The sequence below is a fragment of the Shewanella oncorhynchi genome, assembly GCF_030848765.1.
Taxonomy (GTDB): Bacteria; Pseudomonadota; Gammaproteobacteria; order Enterobacterales; family Shewanellaceae; genus Shewanella; species Shewanella oncorhynchi.
The window spans coordinates 2,694,516-2,718,630 of sequence record NZ_CP132914.1 but is presented as its reverse complement, the minus strand read 5'-3'; the positions used below and the strand labels follow the sequence as shown (position 1 = coordinate 2,718,630).

Here is a 24,115-nt window from a genome sequence, read left to right as displayed (position 1 = left end):
GAATTGAGCCTCTTGGGGGGGCTCAAGGCTGAAACTGCCCCAACGTTCTCATTTGATTTACCTACAGTCTCGATGATTTAGAAATTAGCCTTATCCTGTTTGGTTCTAATCTATGTTGTTACCGAGCTTGGGATTTTTCATTGGAAAACAAGGTATCTCCAACAGAGTTTCTCTAGTCAATGCTGGGGGGCAGGACCCGCGGTTCAGAAATTCTGTGAGCTAATACCTTGTCGATCTTAAGCTGACGGATGCCACTGAGTTGGTCATAGGAAGCTTGTCGAGCCTGGGATTGTATTGATATTTGAACACTTGGCAGAATGTGTGGTTATGTGGGAACAGCACGACAACTTTCGAGCAGGGTTTCAAGCCTATTACACAAATTTCTGCGCCTGAATGGCAAACCTTATCTAGCTGAGTTTTGACTTTACTAATATTTTGTTCTAATGGGAGGAATAAATTTTGGACGCTACAGTTGATTTTATAAATCTTTATAATCAGCTGAACAATAAACAAAATGATGCTCATCTACAGCTGTTACCTAGAGGTCTCCGGCTCTAACTGCCCCCAATTAAAAATAAGTAGATAGGTCAAATGCTGAGGAAAACACATGTCATTTCGTGATCAAATTATCGCCAAACAAAAATTACCACGAGTAAATAACATAAATGCGCAACAAGCTTTATTAAAATTCCTCTCACTTGTCACCCTATTAATGCACTAAACTCGCCGATAAAGTTTATTCTCTGCAATTAATAATTGCCTCTCTATCCATCACTGGTCTAGATCACGGCATTGAAAGTAAAGCCATGGAAAATCCGAAGAGTTACTTATTACTACTTTAAATGTCTAATAGCTAATTTGTACTGGTATCGTCTTCGATATACATCAATAGTTCTCCAGGCTGACATTCAAAATATTTGCACAGAGCATTGATAGTATCAGTGTTGGTGACATTGCCCGGCACGTTGGCAATGCGAGTCAAGGTTGCTCGGCTAATCCCTGTCTTCTCACTCACTTCTGACAACGTTATGCGGCGCTTTTCCTTGAACGCTTTTTCATCAAGCTGCTTGATGAGGAGGATCCTGATCATGTTTTATCCGTAAGTCTTATTTACCATCTATCATATCAAATGACTCACATATGACGCAAATAAAGCTTGACTTCAATCTTGCGTGCAGTATTGTAATCCCGAAAGACGCAAATGAATCACAAATGAGTCAATATCAGGTCTATATGGTGGCAAGTATGAATACTTATCTTACGACAGAAGAGTTATCTATAAGGATTAAGTACGACGTTCGGACTATCCGTCAGTGTCTAAAAGATGCTGTGCTGTTTGAAGGTGTACATTACATCCGGCCCTTTGGCGGACGAAAAATTCTCTACATCTGGGAACGAGTTGAGGAGTCTATGTTGCTTGGAGCCTCTGCTCATGATCTGATTAATCAGATGAACTAGGAGGTTACCATGGGAACAGTAAATAGCCGTGATGGGAAACTTTATTTGGATTTTCGCTATAAGGGTGTGCGCTGCCGAGAGCAGACGAGTCTTGTTGATAATTCAACTAATCGGCAGAAGCTAAATAGGTTGCTAACGCTACTCGAACAGCAAATGAAGTCGGGTAGCTTTGATTATGGGCATCATTTCCCTGATAGTCCTAAAGCTGAGTATTTCAGACAACTTGCCAAAGTTAGCCAACTTAAAGCTTCGGGAGGACGGATGCTGTTTGGCACTTTCGCCAACCTTTGGTTAGTTGAAAAGAGAGTTGAGTGGCGAGTCAGTCAAATTGAGACCGTTGAAGGTATCTTGAGGTGTCATCTGTTACCTGCAATGGGGGATAGTATGATTGCCACTATTAGTAAGACTGACATTCTTGGCTTTCGCACTAGGCTGTGCGAACCGGATCTGGTCACCTTAAAAATTTTATCAACCTCTCGCATCAACCATATCATGACATATTTGCGATTGATCCTGAATGAGGCTGCTGAACGTTTTGAATTTCAGAGCCCGTGGCGAAATATCAAGGCGTTACCTATGCCGAGAAGTGAAATTCAGCCATTTTCTCTCAACGAGGTATACAGAATTGTAGAGAATGTGAGAACAGATTTCCGTACTTACTACCTCGTTAGGTTCTTCACGGGGATGAGAACAGGGGAAATCGATGGCCTAACTTGGGAGCATATTGATTTTTCAAACAGACTGATCCACATCCGCCAGTCACTGGTACGTGGCAGCCTTGGCCCAACTAAAACGCCTGGTTCATGCCGAGCTATTGCAATGAACCAGCCAGTATATGAAGCACTTCAGACCCAACGTGAGCAAACCGAGACTCAGAGCAACTTCGTGTTTTGTAACCAGCGTGGTGACTCACTGAGTCATCACAATGTCACCAAACGCGTTTGGTATCCACTGCTGAAAAGTTTGGGGCTCGAAAAGCGAAATCCTTATCAGACAAGACATACAGCAGCAACCCTTTGGCTCGCTGCTGGAGAGAGTCCGGAATGGATTGCTCGACAGTTAGGGCACGCCAATACTGGTATGTTATTTAGGGTTTACTCGCGCTATGTACCTAATTTATTGGGGCAAGACGGTGCAGCATTTGAACGGTTGATTGGCAATGGACCCAAAGGGGAGTCGTCAAAATGAATATCAGATCCCGAACAAATAATGCAGATGACTTGGCCTGGGTTCATCTGATTGAGCGCAGAGAACAGGTAGAGTTGTGGCAATTTAGCTGCTTAAGAGAGTGTTATACTCTTGAACTATCCCCTAATGTTATGGAAGGTGTAGAACCTGACGGGCAACTAGTGATGGTTCAATGGAATCATTGTGATGATTTGCAACGGGTAAAAATAACTTTGAGTATTCCTGAGGTCACTGATAAAGCTGTTGTGCATCATCATTTTAAACTCGTACCAGCAGGTTGTGAGTCGATCATTATCGATATCTGGGGGATTTTGGGGCTTATCCATGATGAGGCATTGAGACGTTTTTACTTAGCAGTGTTACTCAACAATGAGTTGATGGGGCAGTTTTTTACCGCCAGAGCTAGTCGTAGTCACCATCATAATCATTCTTGTGGATTACTGGAGCATAGTCATGAGGTGGCGGTGACAGCGGCTATGCTTTGTTGGCGTTATAATGTAGGGCCCTTGAGTGTATGTGTGGCTTTCATTGGGGGTCTTTTGCACGACATAGGTAAAATTCACCTTTTTTACAATGCAGATACTCGGGATGGCATTGCGGGTTCTCACGAGTCTTACAATTTTATGGTGTTGGCTGGACCTTTGAAGGCATTGCATCGTAGTTCCCCCAAGATTTTTGAGGCGTTGAGTAGTTGCTTTTCGGTCAAGGTAGGGCGCCGCTCAGAGGCTTATCTTCCAGCCTCTATGGTGAGACTATGTGACAATCTATCCATGGAAGTATGTCATTGGCGCACCGCTTTTGCAGACGTGCCTCCCCATCATTGGTACGCACATTCCGCCATGAACGATCAATGGTATAAGCGGCTTGGGTGAGGCGTGGGGGCATTATTTCTGCTCCCATTGCCTTATTTGTTCCGCTTTGAATAGGATGATCGCCAGCCGGTGGAATACGGTTTGCAATGCCGGGGAAGAATATTGGCTTATTGCTTTGCCACCGTTGCTTTTGATGTGTTTTTGTTCATTGGTATGACGTAAAAATAATCTTCCAGCTCCTTCTGGATATTCGTTTATTTTCTGTAACGTGTCGCGAGTTATTTCGATATCGGGGTGACATCGCCACTGATTATATGTTTTGCCATATTGGTAACGCAGTTTAAGATGCCAGCGCTTCCAGGTAAAAAGTTGGCTTACCAACGCCATGAATCGCTGAAACTCTGTCGCTTTATCAAAGAAGATCGACGTGTGGCTGCTGGTTGTATGCGTCAGACAATACTGAATAGCCCATCGTAATTCGACTTTTCCTTCTTTGCTCGACTTGAGCTTGCTACATGCTTGTAACGCTGAATAAATATCCTTTCGATCAGCAATGTCAGTAGGTTCTGCGGGTAGCAGTGCATAGCAACGTTTTTTTGAAAATAATCGGTCAATGTCTTGTGGTGTTTTTAACATCCGAAGTGTAGTTGCAGCATCAAGCCAGCGTTTGACCTGTTCTAGGGGGAGGCGATAATGAAGTGCGACTTCTTGATAGTCATGACCAAGCTCAATCCTCCTGAGTATAGCTAAGGCCTGAATGTAGTGACTGCTTTTTTCAACCTCGTTGTTCTGAAGGACTGTACTTTGACGAATGCTGTTCACTGGGCTCATAAAAGGTGAGAGCCGTTTTCTAAAGAATGGCAGTAAACGTACAGGGGTTATGTTTCCTGATTTTTGCATCACTCTATAACGATAAGGGCGTACTCCAAGTACCACTTTCGCGGTGCCAGCAGGTATTTCTTGGGCACTTACCGCCAAATGGCTGCCCAGTAGTATGTCGGTGAAATGTAAGTAGCTTCTGAATGTTGTGTCTGGGCTGCTATGGCCTGCAAACACAGCCAGCGCAGAATATCTGTCACGTAACCGTCCTTCACCAAATATCAATTTACGTATTATCTTCCGTTGCGAGGGGGTGTACGGCAGCATAGCCTTCACTACTTCTGGCAAGCCGATCAGGTCACCATGGGCAAGAAGCTGAAGTCTGGACAATGCCGTATGGCGTAGATGATACAGTCGATAATAAATACCGCCGGTTAATTGAGACAATATCTCTTTCATCATCAAGGATATTTGACGAGTGTTTAACACTTCAAAGGGATTTCCATCTGCGTGAATGAGCAATTCGGCATAGTGGTTATGGCAAGCCAAAAGACGTTCACTAAGATGGCTTTCCACCAAAAGCTTTTCGTTGTCAGTCAGTAAAGGCAATAAAGGCACTTTTCGAAGCGCTGAGTCGGTTTTGTTATGTCCGTGGCGACTTTCACGAACAAATAGCCAGCCGACAGAGGAAGGCTCAATGTCTTTTAGACGCAGTTTGGCGACTTCTCCTGGTCTGAGACCAGTTCGATAAGCAATGATGAGAAAGCACTTTAATATCCGTTTGGCAGCATGGTCTAAGTCTTCTAAATAATCAATTTGACGCAGCAGGGCTGAAAAAAGTGCCTCATCAACAATGGCGGCACTCACATGGGGAGTAATATTGCTCCCTTCGCTTAGCGGCTGATTAAGAGGAGGGAGATCAAATTTCTGTTGTGCGAATGAGTGTAGGTTCTCAAATCGACCAGCCTTATAGTGCTGTTCCCGCTGACTGTATGTGCGATTCATAATTTCTTGATAAATATAGATAAAGTCGTCACTACTCAAGCTGTGTAGGTCAACGCCTGCGGTCGCAGCCAACCAGTGGCCTCCAATTGCTCCAAAGTACCTATTAGCTGTTGATACTGCATTTTTCTCAGTATTCAGGTGGTGAATTAGCCATTGAAGAAGGATCTCTTCGTTTAGTCGGAGGCTTGGTTGTGTTAGATCCCGCAACTTACTGACAACATGAATCTTTCCTTGGGATTTTGCATTATTTTGCTTAAGTATTTCTCTTATTTGATTCGGTAGGTATCGGTTACCTAGCTTAGAACTGCGTGATGACGGTGTTGCTGAACTGTTTGTTTGCGTTAGATCATACCATTGCTTGAATTGAGAAAAGCTCCTTACATTGCAGGATCCCGTTGTGCCTTTCAACAATCTGAACCAGTAAACACTTGGTAGAGATGCGCTTTTTTGACGTCCCAACGAATACTCTACCAACACTTGTGGTAGATCGACATTTAGTTGAGTCTCTGCAAAACAAACCCCGCCTTGTCGAAGTTGTGTTATTGGAAGATCAAGCTTGAGTTCAGACTTGATTATCTCTAAACATTTTGTAATTGATTTGGGGTAACGCCAATTTTTGGGTCTGAAACTTAGGAATAGCTTCATCAGACCAAGGCTTATCGGGTCGGGGAAGAACTGAACTTCCACCTGAGCTTCATTTGGCCCCATACCGTCGTGATCGGTATAGAGGTTACTGGCAAAGTCCTTCCCATGATTTGGCCTCAACGTTAGCCAGCAAAGGTCCTTGTTGCCATTTAATGGTTTATCATCGGTTAATGCTTTAGCCAGAGCAGGCCATAGTGCAGGTCGGTTCAGGCCTCCATAGCAAATACAACTCATCAGCAATCTGGCAAAACATTGCTGGGGATCGGATGTTTTATCAAGATTGTCCAGCAAACCGTGAATTTTTGAAGCGAAATTAGAAGTATTGTGCTGCCAGGTCAAACTTCTCAGCGGTCGAACCCTACGAAGGGTGAGATAGTCTGAAGGTGGATTGATCTGCCAAAGTCCTTGTCGGTTACCCGTTTCTAATTGTCTGCAGATAAAAGAATATCCTCGGCGGTATGCTGTTTCCGATTTGAGGACCTTTCGCAGATCCGAGTCAACCTGTGGCCAAACTGCCGAAAATCGATCGTATTTCGGTTGTGTTTCAAACAGTTCAGGTAGATGTTGTTCAAGCACCGCCAGAGCTTGTTTTATTATCTTTATATTACTTTTTTGCCGAGCAGCGGTTCTGGACTGATGCCCCAATAGCCGCACTAGGGATTTCTGTTCATGTGGAAGGATCAGTGGGTTTTCCATGCGTCAACCACCGTAATTTCATGAGTGTTCAGTAGCGATTCGATATGCTGAGCGATGCGGTTGAGGTATTGAGTTGATAGCATGCTATGACGACCCATTGACTCTTCTCCGATATCTTCGTGTCCCATCCAACCATCAATTTCTTCCGGAGCAACACCGAGACGCTTTAATTCGCTGCGCATGTGATGTCGCCCCCAGTTGCCAGGCCAAGGTAACTGGTCGCCAAGAAATGCTTTTACTCTAGCAGGCGTGAGTTCTTGCGCAATTTTGGGGATGTTGTCCTGTTCGTGATGTTTTATAAAAAATAGAAGATTTCCGCTACCTGTAATCGCCTCGTCTGCACGATTGAAAATATCTTCTACGATGAGCTGACTGCGTTTTTTCAACTCTTGAAGATGTTGTAGATAGTGTTCAAGTTGCTTCACTGCAGTCTTTGGGAGTATCAGTGTTCTAGCTGATAGCCCATGACGGTTTTCTTTATCGCTTATCCACCAGGTGTTGTTATGGCTGTTGAAATCTGTACGCTGTCCCATCGGTGCGTTAACATCGCGGTGACCGGTTGCAAAAGTCAGAAGAGCCCATACGTAGCAGACATAGTGATTATGTAGTGTCGTGAGTTCTTCCAAAGAATGCTTTCGCGGGTGAGGAATTTGACTTCTCAGTATGCGGAAAAAATTGTGCAAAGTCTGCGGAGGGAGATGTAATGCACTGCCTAGTTGCTTTTTGATGGGCTTAGCTATGGGGAGTTGCGGATCGATCTCAGCCATGTTGAATATTGAAATCACGTAAGCGCGGTAGTTTTCAATCAGTTTATCTGCATCGAAATTTGAATAACTCAGCGCAGGCTGGTTTCGGGGGGCTCGCCCTTTTATCAGTCCAACTTCGGCTCTATCTAGCCCGTTATTGAGATACCAGTGCTCCATAAATCGGGTAATTCTTCCAAGACTTAAACGGCATCGATGTCGCTCGTTAATGTTATGAATGACTGACTTTAAGTATTCCGTGCCCACGTTTTGAGTAAGCTGACCTTGTAATATTTTAGGGAGAGGTAGTACCAAACGATTTGTTGTATTTTTCAAGCACTTTTCTAGTCTTCCATCTTGTTTACTTGCTGGCACAGAGTAGCTTAGATACAGGCAAGGGTGATTTTTGTAGTGTTTTAGAAAAAATGCATTTGAAGATTGTGCTAGTGAAATAGGATCTCGACCACATAGAAGACTCAGAAGTAGGGCTGAACAGCTTTCGGGGTCTGCTCCATTCATAATTCCATCGGTCGTGAAGCGAATGAGCTGGCGTATATCCCATTCGGTAAGTTGATTGTAACTGCAGCTTAACGATAACTGCATAATGCTCAATTTTTCGGTCAGACATTGATGCTGTATAGCACGGACTGCTCTTGATAATGGGGAATGGTTTGTTTTTTGATTATGTGTCAAGGTACTCTCTTCAATACGAAATGTTCGGCCTGCTTTTATCGATATAGCCTCATCTCGTTCTTGTGCAGTCGTCGCTTTTGGGGAGATGACACACAGTTCTTTAACCTCTAGACCAGCGTCTTCAAATGCATCAATGGGATTGAGTTCGATTAAGGTGTCAGAGTCCGAAGCAGGAGGAATTCTAATTCTTCGTCGTCTTTCGGTCCAAGATAGTGCGTCTCTAAGCACTAAATTCAGGTAACCAATACCGTATTCTTGCAGGGCAGGATACTTATGCTTACGTAGTTCTTTAAGTGCAGATACCAGTAGTTCAATTGATGATGTTTCATCCAATTCTGGCAATATATCCAATAGCTTTCGATGCCTAGGATCCATCGCGACCAGACGTAACTCTCGTAATGCATTTTCATTTCCGGAGGCTGCGATTTGTTGATTGTGGGTATAGCGAATGAAGCAAGCGATGAGAACGATAGATTGGTATGCCGTGTATTTTGTTATCCATTGTGGTGTTACATTGGGCGGTAACACTGCACAAATGGTGGCAGCAAATGGATATGATGTAAGATGCTTATTTTTCTTTAAAATTCCAAATATTTCAGTGTTGCTCACTGAGCCTGAAGACGTTTTTGTTATCAGAACCTTTACTAACCTATGCATCAGTTCAAATTGTTCCCAATAGCTAGCTGGAAATGCTTGAATACTGTAGGCGAGTTGCATTAACAGAGTTTGCTTGAGCTCTGGATTTAAATGCTCTGGCACAAGCCATTTGTTTAATAATTCCTTTAATTTTTTGCTGATGTTGCGTGCCGGAGGAGTCATTATTTGGGTTCCCATGGCATTGTTAATTCGGAGACAATATCGACAGAATCAGATGTTGGACATTTAGGAGACTGGCGTTGCCGCTGCTGAACTAGAGTGCCTCTCGAGATAGATAACAAATCGCAAAATAGCTGGTCAGGTAGTGTATTTCTCTCAAAGAGTTCGCGTGAAAACTGCTCTGGCAGGCCATGGCGCCAGGCATCAATAAAAAACGCAACATTTTTAGAATTGATGGATAAACAGAGCAGTTGCAATAGTGACAACCACGCTTTTTTCTCAATTATTTCAGGCGTCAATTGGTCTTGAATGTTTGCTTCGTAAATCAGCAAAGTACCTTCTGGTGGGCGTCCGTTATCCCAAAAACTTGCTGCCCAAATAGGACTATAAAACTGAAATGTTCTAACACGATGTTTTACCTTATTGCTTTTTACTCTCGAATCTGTGTGCTCCAAACAACATATTGTTTGGGAGGCAAATTCAGACCTGATACTTGCAGGTAGGGCATGTCGATTACAGAGCCCTGGGAATGATTGCATTACATCGAATGCATTTCTCGCTGCGGGATGTAAAATCAACTCATGCTTGTCTTGGTACTTTAAAATCATTTGGGCCATCAGAATTCCATTTCGTGTGATTACGTCTTTTCTTTAATATAGTGCTCACTTTTTCACCTCCCAAGTGCGATCAAAAATTGATCAGGAAAAAGATCGATTTTTGTGAGCGTGATCGGGTTTGATGTGATGGACGCACCTCCTTTCTAGCGTCGTCATGCAAAATATGTTTGGCTGGTGGAGTTATCGGTAAAGAAACCCTTGTTATGCGAGGTGGTGTTGTTCAGGGCCCCAAGTAAAGGCAGAAAAGGTCAGCGAAGTACGACAACCGGACAGTCACCATAAGGCGTAATGGACGTATGAATTGACCGCCAAAGTGCCTTGGGCACTGGTGACTAACTTGACCATGGAAGCCATGTCGCCTCAAAACTGGTCAATATTTACTAAAAACGAATGCAAATAGAAGTAACATTTAGAGATTTAAAAAGTCCCGCTTATGGCTTTGGTCCGCGTCATAGCAGAACTGTAGGAAAGGAATTTTCTGTGGTGTTTCGGTTGACGGCCCTGGGCTTTGCTATCAGTTTCCTCCACGCAGTATATTGTCTGCGAAGCGAACAGGGATTGCATCACATCGAACGCTCGCCTTGCGGCAGGATGCAAGGCGAATTCATGATTGTGCTGGTATTGCATTTTTGGTGAGCTACCAGAATTCCTTTTCTTGTGAGTGCCAACACCTTTTAATCTAGCCAAATGCTTTTTGGCACCCCTAAGTTATGATCAATAATTGATCAGCCAAAAGACAGGTTTTCGTGACCGTGACCACCACGTTGTCGTTAATTGTCGTTAATGTACTGTCCGATGGTCATGCGAATAATGCTAATTAAATCAATTGACAGCAATTTAGGTCAAATAGGGAACGGACTAAAATCCATATCTACACGGCCTGTCACGCCGGGGGTCGCGGGTTCGAGTCCCGTCCGCTCCGCCAAATTGCAAAAGCCCCATCGAAAGATGGGGCTTTTTGCTTTTTACTGATCTCCTTAATTTCTGCGCCGTTCATCTTATTAGCGATTAGACTCGATTCAAGGATCACGCTGAAATCTTAATAGGATTAAGATAGCTACTGTGGAGCCTGTGCGGTGTCGGTGAGGATGACTTCAACCCGACGGTTTTGCTGGCGGCCACTGGCGGACTCATTGTTGGCAACAGGTGAGCTTTCACCTTTACCTAGGCTACTGAGCCGATTGGATTGGATCCCTTTTCCCTGTAGAAAATGGCTAACACTATCAGCTCTTTGCTGCGATAAACCCAGATTGTATTGTTCACTGCCTACGCTATCTGTATACCCTTCAATCATGGCACCACGCGCGGGATACTTGTTCAGAAAGTTCGCTAGGTTGGTTAGATGTTGACTGGTCGATGACTTAAGATCCGCTTTGGCAGTGTCAAATAAGACATCACCTAAGGTTACGACCCAACCACGTTCTGACTGACGGGCATTCAGCAATGTGAGCTGGGCTTGCAGTTCGGTCGTTTCCTGACGCGCATCAGCAGCATCAGCACGGGCTAGGCGCGCATCTTGATGGGCTTGATTGGCCTCTGTGGTGCGAGCATCCAATCTGGCGTCATCGCGTTTTTTGGCGAGGACTTTGTGTTGATCTTCGGCAAAGCGGCTCTGCGCTTGAGCTAAGGCAATATTGACTTTCTTATCGGCAACAAACACTAGGTGCTGTGATTGTTGCTCGTCTTTTACTGGTTGTTCAGCAGCGCGAACGGCTTCTTCAGCTTGTTTAATGGCAGCAGGGGCTAAAATTGCCAGTTCATTATTCGCTTGCAGTTTATTAAGTTCTGTACGGATATCACCGATGCCTTCAGCTATTTTGGGCGTACTGCTACAAGCTGCTACTGTGGTTAGAATTAGGCTATATGCCAGTAGATGGCGGCTAAAACGTAAAGGCAGACCCGATGAAACGATAGGTTTTTTCATTACTGAATTCCTCCTGAACGGCGCAACATTTCTTGCTGCAGAATGCTGATATTGTTTTTCATTTCATTATTGACGCTATTGGCTTGTGCCAGCTCAGCGCGAGCTTGGGCCAATTCGGCCTCAAGGCTCGCCTCTATGGCGTAACGATCGGCGCTGACAGTGTCCATATTGAGTAATGCGCTGCTTGCAGATTGAAGTTTAAGTCTGGCCTGTGCCAGTTCATTTGAGGCATATTGGCCGACTCTTGCTTGCTCTGCGCGGGCAATGGTGTGTTCAGCCCGTTCCATTTCTGCGGTCTTAGTCAATGGCGTTGAACTGCAGCCCACGAGCGCTGTTGCAATACAACCTGCCAATAAGAAGTGCTTGGCTCGCTGTAGACCGATTGGATATTGCTGTGGTTGTTGATTTTTATTGATGTTCATTTGAAATTCCTTTCTCGGAAACAGTGTCCAGAGTGTGGTCTTTAGGTTTGTTATTCCACCATGCACAGTTAAATATGCTGGTGAATAGCCTCATTTTTGAGTCAGTTGGTATGAGTGAGTAATTTGACGCCACGGAAATTCATGATCTACTCCTCTGAGTAAAGAGGGCCGGTACACTAAGGGTTGCATCGGCTTGAGCTAAACGCAGTGTGTTACTGCATGGTTTAGTTTTTGCACTTAATCAATGAAACTTTTCCCTGTTTGTTCGTCACGTCCTAGTCTAACGAGTGATGATTTGGCTCTTTTTCAGTCCAGTTTTCTTCCTTGTCGTTTGATTTAAGTTCTTCAACCTCGCTTATTGTGTGTGCTTTTACTGGTATCCACGTCTTGTTTAGCTTTATCTGCAACTGTGGTTTTGATCATCTGACGGTTGCGGGCTACGACGGGAGGATTGGCCTTGTTGGTGTTGGAATTCTGTGCATCGTTATCGACGGATTTATGTTGTTCTTTGAATTTTTTCATATAAACCTCAAGTAACCCGGTGTAGTGCAAGAGTGCATGAACCGTACATTCAGCATGACCTGTTAACTATTAAACGTCTGTGCGTTAGCGCGCATGGGATCCGTGGTGGCAGTATTGGCTGCTCGGCACGTTTTTTGTTTGCTGGGTGGGCTAAAAAATGAGTAACAATAATGCTTTGATTACAAAGGAAATATGTTGGATATTAGGCAGCATCAGTTTTCGCCATGTTGGCGTGTCGGGTTGATGACTGCCTGTTCTTATTTATGGTTTGCAGTACCAGTGTGGGTTTAGTACTGAAGTGGCATATGGGATAACGATAGAATGGCTGTTGTACGAGTGGTCTAGCCATCCGCTATGTGTATTTTTATTTGAAGTACCGGTTAGGATACAAGAATTGAAATGTGAGTCTTTATGGCTGATGTACTAAAGTATCGGCTGTTTTTAAAACACTTCCTTTTTAACGCACTTCCTATTGTTACTGTATTCTTATATTCACTGTAGGTTTATGTTTGCTGCGCTTGTTGAGGTGGCATCAGCCGTTCTGATTCCTGCCTAACGACCGTGTAACATTCACAACAGGTTTGTTCTAGTAACGCGCGATCGACCACTTCAATATTCCCACGACTGTAATTGATAATTCCCATGCGCTGCAGTTTGCCTGCCGCATCGGTGACACCTTCACGGCGTACGCCGAGCATATTAGCAATCAATTCCTGTGTCATCAGCACGCGATCATCGGGCAGCCTATCTATCGAAAGCAGTAACCAACGACACAGTTGCTGTTCAATACTATGGTGGCGATTGCAAACCGCAGTCTGAGCCATTTGGGTCAGCAGTACCTGACTGTAACGCAGTAACAGATGGAGTAGGGCGCCATGACGGTTAAATTCGTCTTTAAGTCGCTGACCAAACAATCGATAGGCAACGCCAGCACTTTGCACTACAGCGCGACTCGTCGTGCTTTCTCCTCCCATAAACAGTGCAACGCCGACCATACCATCATTGCCAACGACGGCAATTTCAGCGGATGCCCCATTTTCCATCACATACAGCAGCGAAATAATGGAGTCCAACGGAAAATACACATAACGCTGCTTTGAGCCTGCTTCACAGACCACTTGTCCGAGTTCTAGTGGAACCAGCTCCAGATGCGGGAAAATACGTTGTTTGACTTCCTCTGGCAATTCACATAACAACCGATTGGATTCTGGCGGGAAGTGAGTTTCCGGTGGCGCGCGCTCTGATACAGATTTCAGTTCTAGTGTGTCCATTATGATAGCGTGTCCTTGTATGGTGATATAGCTAACTCAGGTTACAGCGAGAAACACCTATGCTATGTACGGTAGCGAACATAATGGCAGATTATTTGAATTGTTGAGCGGAAAATATGCACTTAAGTGCGCATTGAGTGATAGCAGCTACAGCAACGGGCAAGTAGAGCTTGCCGATCAAGAATATGTAACCGCCCACGATTATATGAAATGCTGCCGCGGATCTGTAAATTGCCTGCGGCCTCGGTAATACTGCTTCGCCTAACACCCAGCATGTCGGCTAAAAATTGATGGGTTAGATATAACTCATCAGTCTGAATTCGGTCGTGACTCATTAGCAACCAACGTGCTAGCCGAGACTCAATGGAGTGAAAATGGGCACAGACTGCATTTTGTGATAATTGGCATAACAAGGTGTATAGATAAGTCTCTACTATTTGCTTCAGATTGGTATTTTGAGCGAGTAAGTTTTCAAAGGTTTCAATGGGGAGTCGCCAAGCTTGGCCAGAACCTTGGATTATCGCCTCGGAAGGCACTTGCCGAGTGCCCAGCAAAGTCGTCGCTCCAAGCATACCTTCGTAACCAACCAAACCCATTTCCAATGCCGGATGTTTGGGGAGTTTAGCAATCAAAGAAATAAAAGCCGTTAAGGGAAAATAGACATATTGATATGACTCGCCAGGCTTGCACAGTAAGTCGGCAAAGTTAAGTTGGACTAATTCAGCTTGCGATAATAAATCCGCTTGTTCTACCACTGGCAGATGACGGATTAATCGGTTCTGAATTTGTGGGGCTAATGTGTCTTGGTGTTGAGTGGGCATAGCGGTTCAACCTGTGGTGGCATTGACTTGGCACCAGAAAATCTGCTGCAAAAAGAAGGGCCGTAGCCCCTGAACGGGGGCTACGGAATGATGGATATTAAACGACTAGTTGTTTAGTTGCGGTGAAGGTGCAGCTGATTTCAGTTGCATATCGTTTTTGACTGAAATGACGCCGGGGACTTTGCTTGTTAGTTTTACCGCAGTATTGATATCTTCACGCGATTTAACAAACCCGCTGAGCTGGACCACGCCTTTAAAGGTTTCAACATTAATCTCGGCCACACTTAAGTTTTTATCACCTAAAATGGCAGCTTTCACTTTGGTGGTGACCACACTGTCATCTAAATACTCGCCAGTACCTTCTTTGTTGTATGCAGAACTGCAACTGGCCACGGCGACTAAGCCTAGAGCCAGCAGGAAGATACTTAACATTTTAATTGTTCTCATCAGATTATCCTTTTTGATAAAGAGTAAAAATGGGGGGCATTAGCTAACGCGTCCCGTTAACAGCAATATAATCAGCACCAGTAGCACTATGCCTATAAGGCCACCTGGACGATAACCCCAGTTTCGGCTATGGGGCCAAGTGGGGAGCATGCCGAGAAATAACAAAATTAAAATAATCAATAAAATAGTCGCAATAGACATGGCTAATCTTCCTAATACCGGGGCAATTTTGCACTGGGTAACATGAGTCTGTGCCGTAACAAATGGGATGTCGGTACGCTGGCGCACTTACTGGGATCTGACGAGTCGATGTGTTTATATTCGCATTACCTGATAAGCGGTATGCCGAACAGAGCGAGTGATTGAAGAGATGCATACTCTAACTTATGTCCAATGACGGACATGTTCAATTCGAAACCAACGTTTGGTATTTCACTTATTCCGTTGTCCAGTTTCATGGGCTGCGCTAATAAAGAGGTCAACAAAATGAATTATCATGATCGCGATGTTTACGGTATTTACAACAATCCACAGTTCGCTTCTCCATCATTGGCACAAGGACCCGGCCCATATCTGATGGGCGCTGAAACACTGATCGGCAATAATGTTGTTAATAATTCTGGTGAAACCTTAGGGGATATCAAAGAAATTATGCTTGAAGTGGAAACGGGCCACGTCGGGTATGCGGTACTGTCGTTCAGTACTTATTTTGGTTTTGGAGAAAAGCTGTTTGCAGTGCCTTGGAAGATGCTGACACTTAATCATGAGCAAAAATGTTTTGTCATGGACATATCATTAGAGCGACTCAAAACGGCGCCGGGTTTTGACAAAGGCCATTGGCCCAATATGAAAGATGTTGAATGGGAAAACGAACTGCACGATTACTACGGTAGCCGTAGGGATTAATGGTGTTAAGCAGGGGATTTATCCCCTGCGTTATTATTTGGATTCGGTAAATATGTATAAGTGTGGTTGTGTCTATCAAGTGAGTAGGCCCATACGCATTTTAGTTGTTAGGGATTTACTCATCGCCATGATTGACACCTAATAACGATAAAAGTTTGAGCTAGCGTATTATCGAAAGTCACCAGCGTGTATCGCTGATCAATGTCTTCGCTTCATCAAATGATTAAAGCCTTGTCGAAAGATAAGGCTTTTTTGTTTTTCTATTTTAAGTTTAAATCCCTATTTAAGGTAAATCTGATGTTTTTGGATTTGTACTACAGCTTATTTTACTTGATGTCGCTAGATTGCTCCGTTTTCTTGATTTTTCTCCATAGGTTATGAGGGAAGAGTCATATTTAACAGTGGATATATCGAATAGATAATTTCAGCTTACTGTTCATGCTGTTGTCATCTGCGTCATTAAAGCTAAGCTCATTAGTATTTAGCTCAGTTATCTAAAGGATTTATATGGTTGAACACATTACTGGCATGCTAGCGCTAATTGGAGTGCTATCGTTATTTTGTCAATGGCTTGGCTGGAAACTGCGGTTACCAGCGATTTTACCCTTGTTGCTATGTGGGCTCACTTTAGGCCCTGGGCTTGGATTCCTCAATCCTGATGCGATTTTTGGTGATTTGCTTTTTCCGATAATTTCCCTCGGGGTCGCCGTGATTTTATTTGAAGGGGCTTTGACTCTTAACTTCAAAGAAATCAAAGATCATGGTCGTATGGTGACGCATCTTGTGACTATCGGTACCGTGATCACTTGGGCCTGTATCAGTACGGCCACCTTTTATTTACTGGATTTTAGTTGGGAAATTGCATTGCTCTTTGGGGCGCTAGTGGTAGTGACTGGCCCTACGGTTATCGTGCCAATGCTCAGAAGTGTGCGTCCTAAATCCCAGCTAGCGAGTATTTTGCGTTGGGAAGGCATAGTGATTGATCCAATAGGCGCGCTGCTCGCAGTGTTAGTCTTTGAATACATAACCGTTGCCAGCGATCAAACGACGCATGTGCTCTATGCCTTAGGCTCTATGTTGTCCCTCGGATTAGGACTTGGCGCAGTGGCGGGTTATCTAACGGGACAAATCTTAAGACACAACCTATTGCCACACTATCTGCGTAATACCGCCGTTTTGACCTTAATGCTGGGTATATTTGTCGGCTCGAACCTATTACAAGAAGAATCGGGTTTATTGACTGTGACGGTTATGGGTATTTGGCTTGCGAATATGCGTGGTGTGGATATTGCTGAAATCCTTGAATTTAAAGAAACATTAACCGTACTGTTAATTTCTGCACTGTTTATTTTACTGGCAGCGCGATTAGATTCTAATGCCATGCTCGGCTTAGGTTGGGGTGGACTGGGTGTTTTAGCTGTGACCATGTTATTGGCACGACCGCTGAGTATTTGGGCTTCTGGTATCGGCACATCTCTGTCGAAAGCGGATAAGTGGTTTTTATGCTGGATTGCCCCTCGAGGTATTGTGGCCGCGGCGGTATCTTCTTTATTTGCAATCAAGTTAGAAGCCAACAATGTGCAGGGCGCAGATGCAATAGTGCCCTTAGTGTTCTTAATTATTATCGGCACTGTGGTGGTTCAAAGTTTAACGGCGGGACGTTGGGCACGATTTCTTGGGGTTAAAGCCGATTCTGCTCAAGGTTTATTGATCTTTGGTGCCTCTAAATTTTCCAGAGAGTTAGCTAAAATTTTAAAAGCCAAAGATGTCAAAGTGCTACTGGCTGATAATAACTGGGACAACATTAGGCTTGCTCGTATGGATAATATTCCAGTGTATTTTGGTAATCCTGTTTCGGAACATGCTGAAACTTATATGGATTTAACTGGAATTGGCCGCGTGTTGATTATTTCACCTTACCGACAGTTAAACCCGTTAGTGAGCTTTCATTTCCAAGATTTTTTTGGTGCTAAAAAAGTTTTTGGTCTTAATAATACCGAAGTAGGCAGTGCGCGCCACCAGCTCTCTGAAAGTTATAAGCAACGTTTATGTTTGTTTGGTGATGCAGTGTCTTATGCCAAGATAGCCAGCTTAATGGCGAAAGGCGCTCAACTTAAAATAACGAATTTAACCGAAAATTTCAGCTTTGAAAATTTTCGTAAACGTTACGGTGAGACGGCAATACCACTGGTTTACCTGACGAAAGAAGGTAAGGTCGTCGTTGTTTCGGGTAATGATACCGTATTTCCGAATGGCATTGAGCTTATCAGTCTATTGCCAATTGAAGCTTTAGAAGAAGCCAAAGTGCAGCAAGCGATTGCAGAGCGGGAAGCCCAAGAAAAAGCAGCAGAATCTGCTTTAGCAAAGGTAAAAGCGGAAGAGGAGGCCGAGCGATTAAAGCTTGAAAAGGCTCAAGCTGATGTTGCTACTGAAGATAATACCGCTGATGCACTACAAGCTGTAGATGAGACCTTAGTAAAGAATTAACCTAGGCTGCTATTGCGTTTAATGCTGCCTAATGACTTGAGTCGTGTGATTGGTTATAGGCATTAAAAAAGGAGGCTAATTAGCCTCCTTTTTGTGGTTTAAATCTTACTGAGTGGATTACGCAGCACGTTCCTGTGAAGTGGTTGAAACCACTTCTGGACGCAGTTCTGCTGGGTCAAAGTCATCAACGTTGATTGATTTCATACGACCAATTTCCGCTCTTTCCAGTAATTGCACTTCGGCATCGCTTAACACACCTAAGGCTTTACCTTCTGCGGCAACTTTATCTAACCACATAAATGGTAGACGTTTACCACTCGCTTTACAGACTTTGTCATGCAGCGGTTCAGACGCGATGATGTCAAGTAGTGTTTGTTCTTGGATACCCACAGCATTGTGCTCAGAGTTAGTCCAGAACTGGCCTTTACCTAAACGGTTACGGCTTTCACACGGTGTTTGCATGATCTTAGCGACTTTATGATCTAACACATCGCTTGGGCGTTTCAGTGGACGACCGAATGGGAACATCACCACACGTAACGCGCCGCCAAGGCCCATAGGGAAGTTATCCAGTAAATCGTCTAAAGAAGCTTGCAGCTTGTACAGCGCATCTTCAACTGCCCATTGTACTAATGGCAAGTCGTCGGTTTGACGGCCTTCATCTTCATAGCGTTTCAGTGTGGCTGATGCCAGATATAGTTGGCTCAGTAAGTCACCTAAACGGGCAGAGATACGTTCTTTACGTTTAAGGTTACCACCCAAGGTTGCCATGGCTAAGTCAGATAACAGGGCTAAGTTGGCACTGAAACGGTTCATCTGTTGATAATAACGTTTGGTTTTATCTGAATAAGGCGCGTTAGAGAAACGGCTTGATGTCAGACCTAACCAGAAGCTACGGATGAAGTTACTGGTCGCGAAACCAATGTGACCAAAAATAGCTGCATCGAAGTTAGCTAAACCTTGACCCGATTCAGTATCAAACGCAGACTCCATTTCTGCGAGTACATACGGATGGCAACGAATTGCGCCTTGGCCGTAGATGATCATAGAACGGGTGAGGATGTTTGCACCTTCAACAGTAATTGCGATAGGCGCAGCTTGGTAGCCACGGCCTAAATAGTTATTGGGGCCAAGACACACGCCTTTACCGCCGTGAATATCCATGGCATCGATAACGCATTTCTGCATTCTATCGGTCAGGTGATATTTCACAATCGCAGAGATAACCGACGGTTTTTCACCTAGGTCGATACCTGTAGTGGTCAACGTGGTTACCGCATCCATCAGATAAGCGTTACCGCCGATGCGTGCCATTGGCTCTTCGATACCTTCAAGCTTGCCGATAGGCAATTTGAACTGACGACGAATGCGAGCATAGGCCCCTGTTGCCAACGCTGCGGTTTTCACGCCGCCAGCTGAGTTTGATGGCAGTGTGATACCACGGCCCACAGATAAACATTCCACCAGCATGCGCCAGCCTTGACCCGCCATTTTCGGGCCGCCAATGATGAAGCTTAATGGCACGAATACTTCGTTGCCGCGAGTCGGACCGTTTTGGAACATGCAGTTGAGCGGGAAGTGACGACGACCCGTTTCTACTCCTTCCACATCGGTAGGGATCAAAGCACAAGTAATGCCGAGTTCTTCTTTATCGCCAAGTAGATGCTCTGGATCGCGCAGTTTAAAGGCTAAGCCTAATACTGTTGCGACAGGGGCTAAAGTGATGTAACGTTTGTTCCAGGTCAGCTTCATCCCCAGAACTTCTTCACCTTCCCATTGGCCTTTACACACAATACCAAAGTCAGGAATCGAGCCTGCATCGCTACCGGCTTCTGGGCTGGTCAGTGCGAAACAGGGGACTTCTAACCCTTTGGCTAAACGTGGTAAATAATGGTTTTGTTGCTCTGGCGTACCGTAATGTTGCAGCAGCTCTCCAGGGCCTAAGGAGTTAGGTACGCCAACAGTTGAAGCCAACTCACTGCTTAAGCCCGCCAGTTTTTGTAACACGCGAGATTGGGCATAAGCTGAATATTCTAAACCGCCGTATTTTTTCTTAATGATCATGGCGAAGAAACCGTGATCTTTCAGATATTGCCATACGTCGGCAGGCAGATCGGCAAGTTGATGTGACACTTGGTGTTGATTCACCATGCGGCACACTTCTTCAACAGGGCCATCGAGGAAGGCCTGTTCGTCTGCACTTAAACGCGCAACGGGGTAGTTATGGAGTTTTTTCCAGTTCGGGTTACCCGCAAACAGATCCGCTTCCCACCAAGTGGTGCCGGCTTCAATCGCTTCTTTCTCTGTTGAAGACATTTCCGGCATGATGCCGCGATATACCTTCATCAGTGGACGACTGATCACATTTTGTCTAAATGCACTGATATTAAACGGCAGCGCGATCACGAGGAAAACGATCCAAGAGATAGGGCCGACAACATCGAGTGTCCATCCTGCTGTCATCACAACAGCGGCTGTAATAGTGGCAGTGAGCAAAGATACCCGAAGGTAAGCTAGGGCTCCTAGCACTAAGATCATGGCGATGATCCAAAGTAGGGTAGTCACTGTAATTCTCCTTAAATATGACCGAGTGCCAACCACAGGTCATAGAGTGTTTTATTGATTGCGATCACAATTATAGTTTGTGGTCAGACCTGTGTCGCATAAAAGTTAAACCTAAGAGAATTTTAATACAAGTATTTTTCAAACAATTGTTTAAATTATTTGTCAGCTTTGATCATTCCACAAATGTCATCAACTAGTTACAATGCCAACAAGTAGTTTTTTTGATTGATGATAGGCGAGAAATATGTGCGAGTTACTGGCGATGAGCGCCAATGTGCCGACCGATATTGTGTTTAGTTTTACGGGATTAGCACAACGTGGTGGTGTAACCGGTCCCCACGTGGACGGCTGGGGTATTACTTTTTACGAGGGGAAAGGTAGCCGTACTTTTAAAGATGCTTGCCCGAGTAGCGAATCGCATATTGCAAAATTGATCAAATCCTACCCGATTAAAAGTGAAGTGGTGATAAGCCACATTCGTCAGGCGAATCGCGGCTGTGTGTCTTTAGAGAATACTCATCCTTTTACCCGCGAATTATGGGGACGTTATTGGACCTATGCCCATAATGGTCAATTGACGGACTATCTGCCCAAGTTTCATGTCTCGCGCTATCAACCCGTAGGCGATACCGATAGCGAACTTGCTTTCTGTTGGATTTTGGAACAAGTCGCCCAGAAGTTTGGCGGTACTAAACCTGAAGATATGTTGGCAGTTTTCCATTACGTCGCAACGTTGGCCGAGCAAATCCGTGCGTTAGGTGTGTTCAACATGATATTGAGCGATGGCGAGCATTTAATGAGCTATTGCAGTAATAACTTATGTTACATCACTCGCCGCGCGCCGTTTGGTAAAGCGAAACTTATCGATACCGATGTGGTGATTGATTTTGATAAGGAAACTACCGCCCATGATGTGGTGACTGTGATTGCGACTCGCCCTTTGACCGAGAATGAACAGTGGTGCATTATGCAGCCGGGTAATTGGAAGCTGTTTAGATTGGGTGAGCTGTTAATTGATCTCTGATGTGATACCACAGAGCTAAATAATGAGGGCAAGCGGATTTACGGTTGACTTTGTTTTGTTCAGGTCACTTTATTAAAAAGTTCGAGTCAGTATCTAACATACCTTCTAGCAATCAGTGATGAACCATTAGCGATGAACATTAACTGAACTTAGAGGTAGGCCCTAAGTTCAGTTAGATATAGTTCAGTTAAATATAGTTCGGTTAGATATTCGTTCGGTTGGGCTTTATTCGATATGAGTTTGGCTTTAGTTCAGTATTGTGAAGCTAAGGCTTTGTATCATTGGGTTAAGTTTATACATCTTAACTCAATGCCTTACCGATTAACCTTCAGTCGTGCCGAGCAGTTTAGGCACTAGCGGTTTCTCTGCAATGTCTGCAGGTATGGTTTCTTGGTGCGGCACTTCATCGAAGTGATATTTAAGTAACTTAATATCGAGCTGCTTACTGCCTTTTTCAAAGTGAGTTAGACGCACGGGCAAATACGCTAAGTCAGGCGCCATCCAGAAGAAGGTTTGACGTTTTTTATTGTCACGCACGACTTCAATTTTGACTGTGTCGTAACTGCCGCTGTCGATGTTCATTCGTTCTTTACCGATCACATGAAACTTGTATTCATCGACTTCGTTGTCCTTGACCATCTTATAGTCGAGCACTTCTTTGCCCGCCATCATATCTAGCCTAAATTGCAACTGCACCATAAGAGGATCAAAGATTTTATCATCATAGGGAAACTTGCCTTTTTCATCTTTGTAACGGGTATGAATAAAGCCTTGAGCTTTGGCGAATGCGGTTTGCTCCGTGTAATTAGGCCCGACACCTTGGCGTTGTTGTAAGTAACGCAAAGGACTGAGCTGCGTATCATTTTGAGTAAATTCACTCAAGATGTGGCGCACATCGGTTAACAATAACAGGCTGAGATCGCTATCAAAACGATACTTAAACACGCCATCTTCGGGATTGGGTAGCGTGTATTTGGCTTTTCCTAATTCAATGTCTCCATAGTTGACTTGGTATTCGGCCGTCTGCGGTGTTAGCGGCGTTGGCGCTGCCATGGCAAACATACTTTGAGTGAGGACGGTAAAACTCACTAATAATGTGGGAATGGTACGCAAAGAATGCTCCTTGGGTCGCAGGTTTTCACCTTGTATCACTACAGAATTGTCGGTAGTGGTTGATAAAAAAGTGTCGAGTAGCATGCTTACTTACACAGTTCTGGGTCAATCAGTTGAGCATAAATCAATTATCGGATCGACTGTAAGCAGGTTATAGCCGAGGACGACGTTTCTGTAAATAGAGATGTAAATAGTTTATGGATCAATATATTAAACTAAAATGGCATTGCCATGACTAAAGTCACCAGATCCGGGCGCCACTCGTATTCAGACAAATTAATTTTGCCGCAGTTCACTGTTATCCCTTCAATTCTTAATAATTCCATCTGTTCTTGAAAGAAGGTTGAATTTTTCTCGAAGGATATTTTGCCTTGACTATTGAGTACCCTATGCCAAGGGAGTGACAAATGTTCGGGAGCTGCTTTTAGCGCTTTTGACACATAACGCGCTCGTCCCGGTAATCCTGCATAATCAGCTATTTTGCCATAGCTGCTGACTTTACCCTGCGGGATCATGGCGACGATATGCCAGATTTTCGCCATAGGAGACAAATCCACTGCTTGGGGCTGTTTTTTCGCTACACTCTGTTTATCTTGTTCAAGGTATTGATACAGTGGTGATTTTTCTTTAGGAAACGATGCCATTGAATTGTTAACCCTCAGCTTAATGGTATTGATACCAATCACATTAAATATCTAATCAGTTCAAAGCCTCACAGGTATTTAAATCTCAGGCGCATTGACGCAGAAATCGTTATTCTCTTTTAAGTCAATGCAACACCGGAGTGGGATACCTGTGAGGCTCCCAAAGGGCGGGTTTCAAAACGCTTTATACTGCGTTTAAGGCTTTCGACAGAGCACCACTATGCCTTCAAGCCTTCGCCTTGTCTAAAGCGCGTTGAATTCTCGCTGAATGAACAGATATTTAATACGATTGGTATGACTCACAAAGAATCACGCTCAAAAACTTTTGCTTGATGAGTTCACGCTAGTGTAACGGTAAAGCGTGGCTTAGCGGAAGATGTGAGAGTATTTGGCATTTAAAGGATTAAGCACTTCTCGATATTTTTATCGGCTAGCTCGATTACTAACAAAATATTTAAACTGTTTTTAGCTTAAATA

20 protein-coding genes and 1 pseudogene are annotated in these 24,115 nt (G+C 44.3%); 7 read left to right on the top strand and 14 right to left on the bottom strand.

The window, feature by feature from the left end; genetic code table 11:
* Positions 1-853 precede the first annotated feature (853 nt).
* Positions 854-1,090 carry a helix-turn-helix domain-containing protein gene (locus RA178_RS12265; protein ID WP_306682021.1) on the bottom strand — a complete coding sequence of 79 codons (237 nt, stop codon included), beginning with the start codon at positions 1,088-1,090 and terminating at the stop codon, positions 854-856.
* Between the two features lie 155 nt (positions 1,091-1,245).
* Between RA178_RS12265 and RA178_RS12260 the strand changes: the two genes are divergently transcribed.
* From RA178_RS12260 to RA178_RS12250, 3 genes are read left to right on the top strand one after another with little or no spacing between them, the layout of a single operon-like run.
* The gene (locus tag RA178_RS12260) at positions 1,246-1,458 is read left to right on the top strand and encodes a hypothetical protein (RefSeq protein WP_254053132.1); all 213 of its coding nucleotides are present in this window, start codon (positions 1,246-1,248) and stop codon (positions 1,456-1,458) included.
* Positions 1,459-1,467: 9 nt separating this feature from the next.
* Positions 1,468-2,646 (top strand): tyrosine-type recombinase/integrase, encoded by a 1,179-nt coding sequence (locus tag RA178_RS12255; protein WP_306682020.1) that lies wholly within the window; start codon positions 1,468-1,470, stop codon positions 2,644-2,646.
* Entirely contained in the window at positions 2,643-3,518 is an 876-nt protein-coding gene (locus tag RA178_RS12250) for an HD domain-containing protein (protein WP_306682019.1), read from the top strand. Before RA178_RS12255 ends, RA178_RS12250 begins: the two co-directional genes overlap by 4 nt.
* A 12-nt stretch (positions 3,519-3,530) precedes the next feature.
* On the opposite strand, the gene RA178_RS12245 is transcribed toward RA178_RS12250, so the two are convergent.
* Genes RA178_RS12245 through RA178_RS12235 form a run of 3 tightly spaced genes read right to left on the bottom strand, consistent with a single transcriptional unit; the run spans position 3,531 to position 9,492 of the window.
* Positions 3,531-6,623, bottom strand: coding sequence for a tyrosine-type recombinase/integrase (locus RA178_RS12245; protein WP_306682018.1), 3,093 nt, complete (start codon positions 6,621-6,623; stop codon positions 3,531-3,533).
* On the bottom strand, positions 6,608-8,878 hold the full coding sequence (locus RA178_RS12240; RefSeq protein ID WP_306682017.1) for a hypothetical protein: 2,271 nt from the start codon (positions 8,876-8,878) through the stop codon (positions 6,608-6,610). The genes RA178_RS12245 and RA178_RS12240 overlap by 16 nt, the downstream gene beginning before the upstream one ends.
* Positions 8,878-9,492 carry a hypothetical protein gene (locus RA178_RS12235; RefSeq protein WP_306682016.1) on the bottom strand — a complete coding sequence of 205 codons (615 nt, stop codon included), beginning with the start codon at positions 9,490-9,492 and terminating at the stop codon, positions 8,878-8,880. Before RA178_RS12235 ends, RA178_RS12240 begins: the two co-directional genes overlap by 1 nt.
* 150 nt (positions 9,493-9,642) lie before the next feature.
* Between RA178_RS12235 and RA178_RS12230 the strand changes: the two are divergent.
* Positions 9,643-9,954 (top strand): annotated as a pseudogene (locus RA178_RS12230) (transposase); the annotation flags it as partial.
* A 595-nt stretch (positions 9,955-10,549) separates the two neighbouring features.
* On the opposite strand, the gene RA178_RS12225 reads toward RA178_RS12230, so the two are convergent.
* The 7 genes from RA178_RS12225 to RA178_RS12195 all read right to left on the bottom strand — a co-directional run bounded on the left by RA178_RS12225 (position 10,550) and on the right by RA178_RS12195 (position 15,100).
* Positions 10,550-11,416: an OmpA family protein gene (locus RA178_RS12225; RefSeq protein ID WP_263195768.1), complete on the bottom strand. Its 867-nt coding sequence runs from the start codon at positions 11,414-11,416 to the stop codon at positions 10,550-10,552.
* Positions 11,416-11,838 (bottom strand): DUF4398 domain-containing protein, encoded by a 423-nt coding sequence (locus RA178_RS12220; RefSeq protein ID WP_131525782.1) that lies wholly within the window; start codon positions 11,836-11,838, stop codon positions 11,416-11,418. Before RA178_RS12220 ends, RA178_RS12225 begins: the two co-directional genes overlap by 1 nt.
* A 345-nt stretch (positions 11,839-12,183) precedes the next feature.
* Positions 12,184-12,360, bottom strand: coding sequence for a hypothetical protein (locus RA178_RS12215; protein ID WP_254451400.1), 177 nt, complete (start codon positions 12,358-12,360; stop codon positions 12,184-12,186).
* Between the two features lie 503 nt (positions 12,361-12,863).
* Positions 12,864-13,631, bottom strand: a complete 768-nt coding sequence (locus RA178_RS12210; RefSeq protein ID WP_131525781.1) for a Crp/Fnr family transcriptional regulator — start codon at positions 13,629-13,631, stop codon at positions 12,864-12,866.
* 122 nt (positions 13,632-13,753) lie between these two features.
* A complete protein-coding gene (locus tag RA178_RS12205) occupies positions 13,754-14,452 on the bottom strand; it encodes a Crp/Fnr family transcriptional regulator (protein ID WP_306682015.1) in 699 nt (232 codons plus the stop codon).
* Between the two features lie 105 nt (positions 14,453-14,557).
* On the bottom strand, positions 14,558-14,899 hold the full coding sequence (locus tag RA178_RS12200) for a BON domain-containing protein (RefSeq protein ID WP_263161021.1): 342 nt from the start codon (positions 14,897-14,899) through the stop codon (positions 14,558-14,560).
* Positions 14,900-14,938: 39 nt separating this feature from the next.
* Positions 14,939-15,100, bottom strand: a complete 162-nt coding sequence (locus tag RA178_RS12195; protein WP_081729035.1) for a DUF3309 family protein — start codon at positions 15,098-15,100, stop codon at positions 14,939-14,941.
* Positions 15,101-15,385: 285 nt separating this feature from the next.
* On the opposite strand from RA178_RS12195, the gene RA178_RS12190 reads away from it, so the two are divergent.
* Complete coding sequence (locus tag RA178_RS12190) at positions 15,386-15,805, top strand: PRC-barrel domain-containing protein (protein WP_028760076.1); 420 nt, start codon at positions 15,386-15,388, stop codon at positions 15,803-15,805.
* 507 nt (positions 15,806-16,312) lie between these two features.
* Entirely contained in the window at positions 16,313-18,292 is a 1,980-nt protein-coding gene (locus RA178_RS12185) for a cation:proton antiporter domain-containing protein (RefSeq protein ID WP_306682014.1), read from the top strand.
* Between the two features lie 117 nt (positions 18,293-18,409).
* Here the strand turns inward: RA178_RS12185 and fadE are convergent, their stop codons facing one another.
* Entirely contained in the window at positions 18,410-20,857 is a 2,448-nt protein-coding gene (gene fadE, locus RA178_RS12180; protein WP_306682013.1) for an acyl-CoA dehydrogenase FadE, read from the bottom strand.
* Between the two features lie 244 nt (positions 20,858-21,101).
* On the opposite strand from fadE, the gene RA178_RS12175 reads away from it, so the two are divergent.
* The gene (locus tag RA178_RS12175) at positions 21,102-21,881 is read left to right on the top strand and encodes a class II glutamine amidotransferase (protein ID WP_306682012.1); all 780 of its coding nucleotides are present in this window, start codon (positions 21,102-21,104) and stop codon (positions 21,879-21,881) included.
* A gap of 321 nt (positions 21,882-22,202) precedes the next feature.
* On the opposite strand, the gene RA178_RS12170 is transcribed toward RA178_RS12175, so the two are convergent.
* Both RA178_RS12170 and RA178_RS12165 read right to left on the bottom strand, forming a co-directional pair.
* A complete protein-coding gene (locus RA178_RS12170; protein ID WP_105252420.1) occupies positions 22,203-22,994 on the bottom strand; it encodes a DUF3108 domain-containing protein in 792 nt (263 codons plus the stop codon).
* Positions 22,995-23,209: 215 nt separating this feature from the next.
* Positions 23,210-23,638, bottom strand: a complete 429-nt coding sequence (locus RA178_RS12165) for an MGMT family protein (RefSeq protein WP_263185552.1) — start codon at positions 23,636-23,638, stop codon at positions 23,210-23,212.
* Positions 23,639-24,115: the final 477 nt, after the last annotated feature.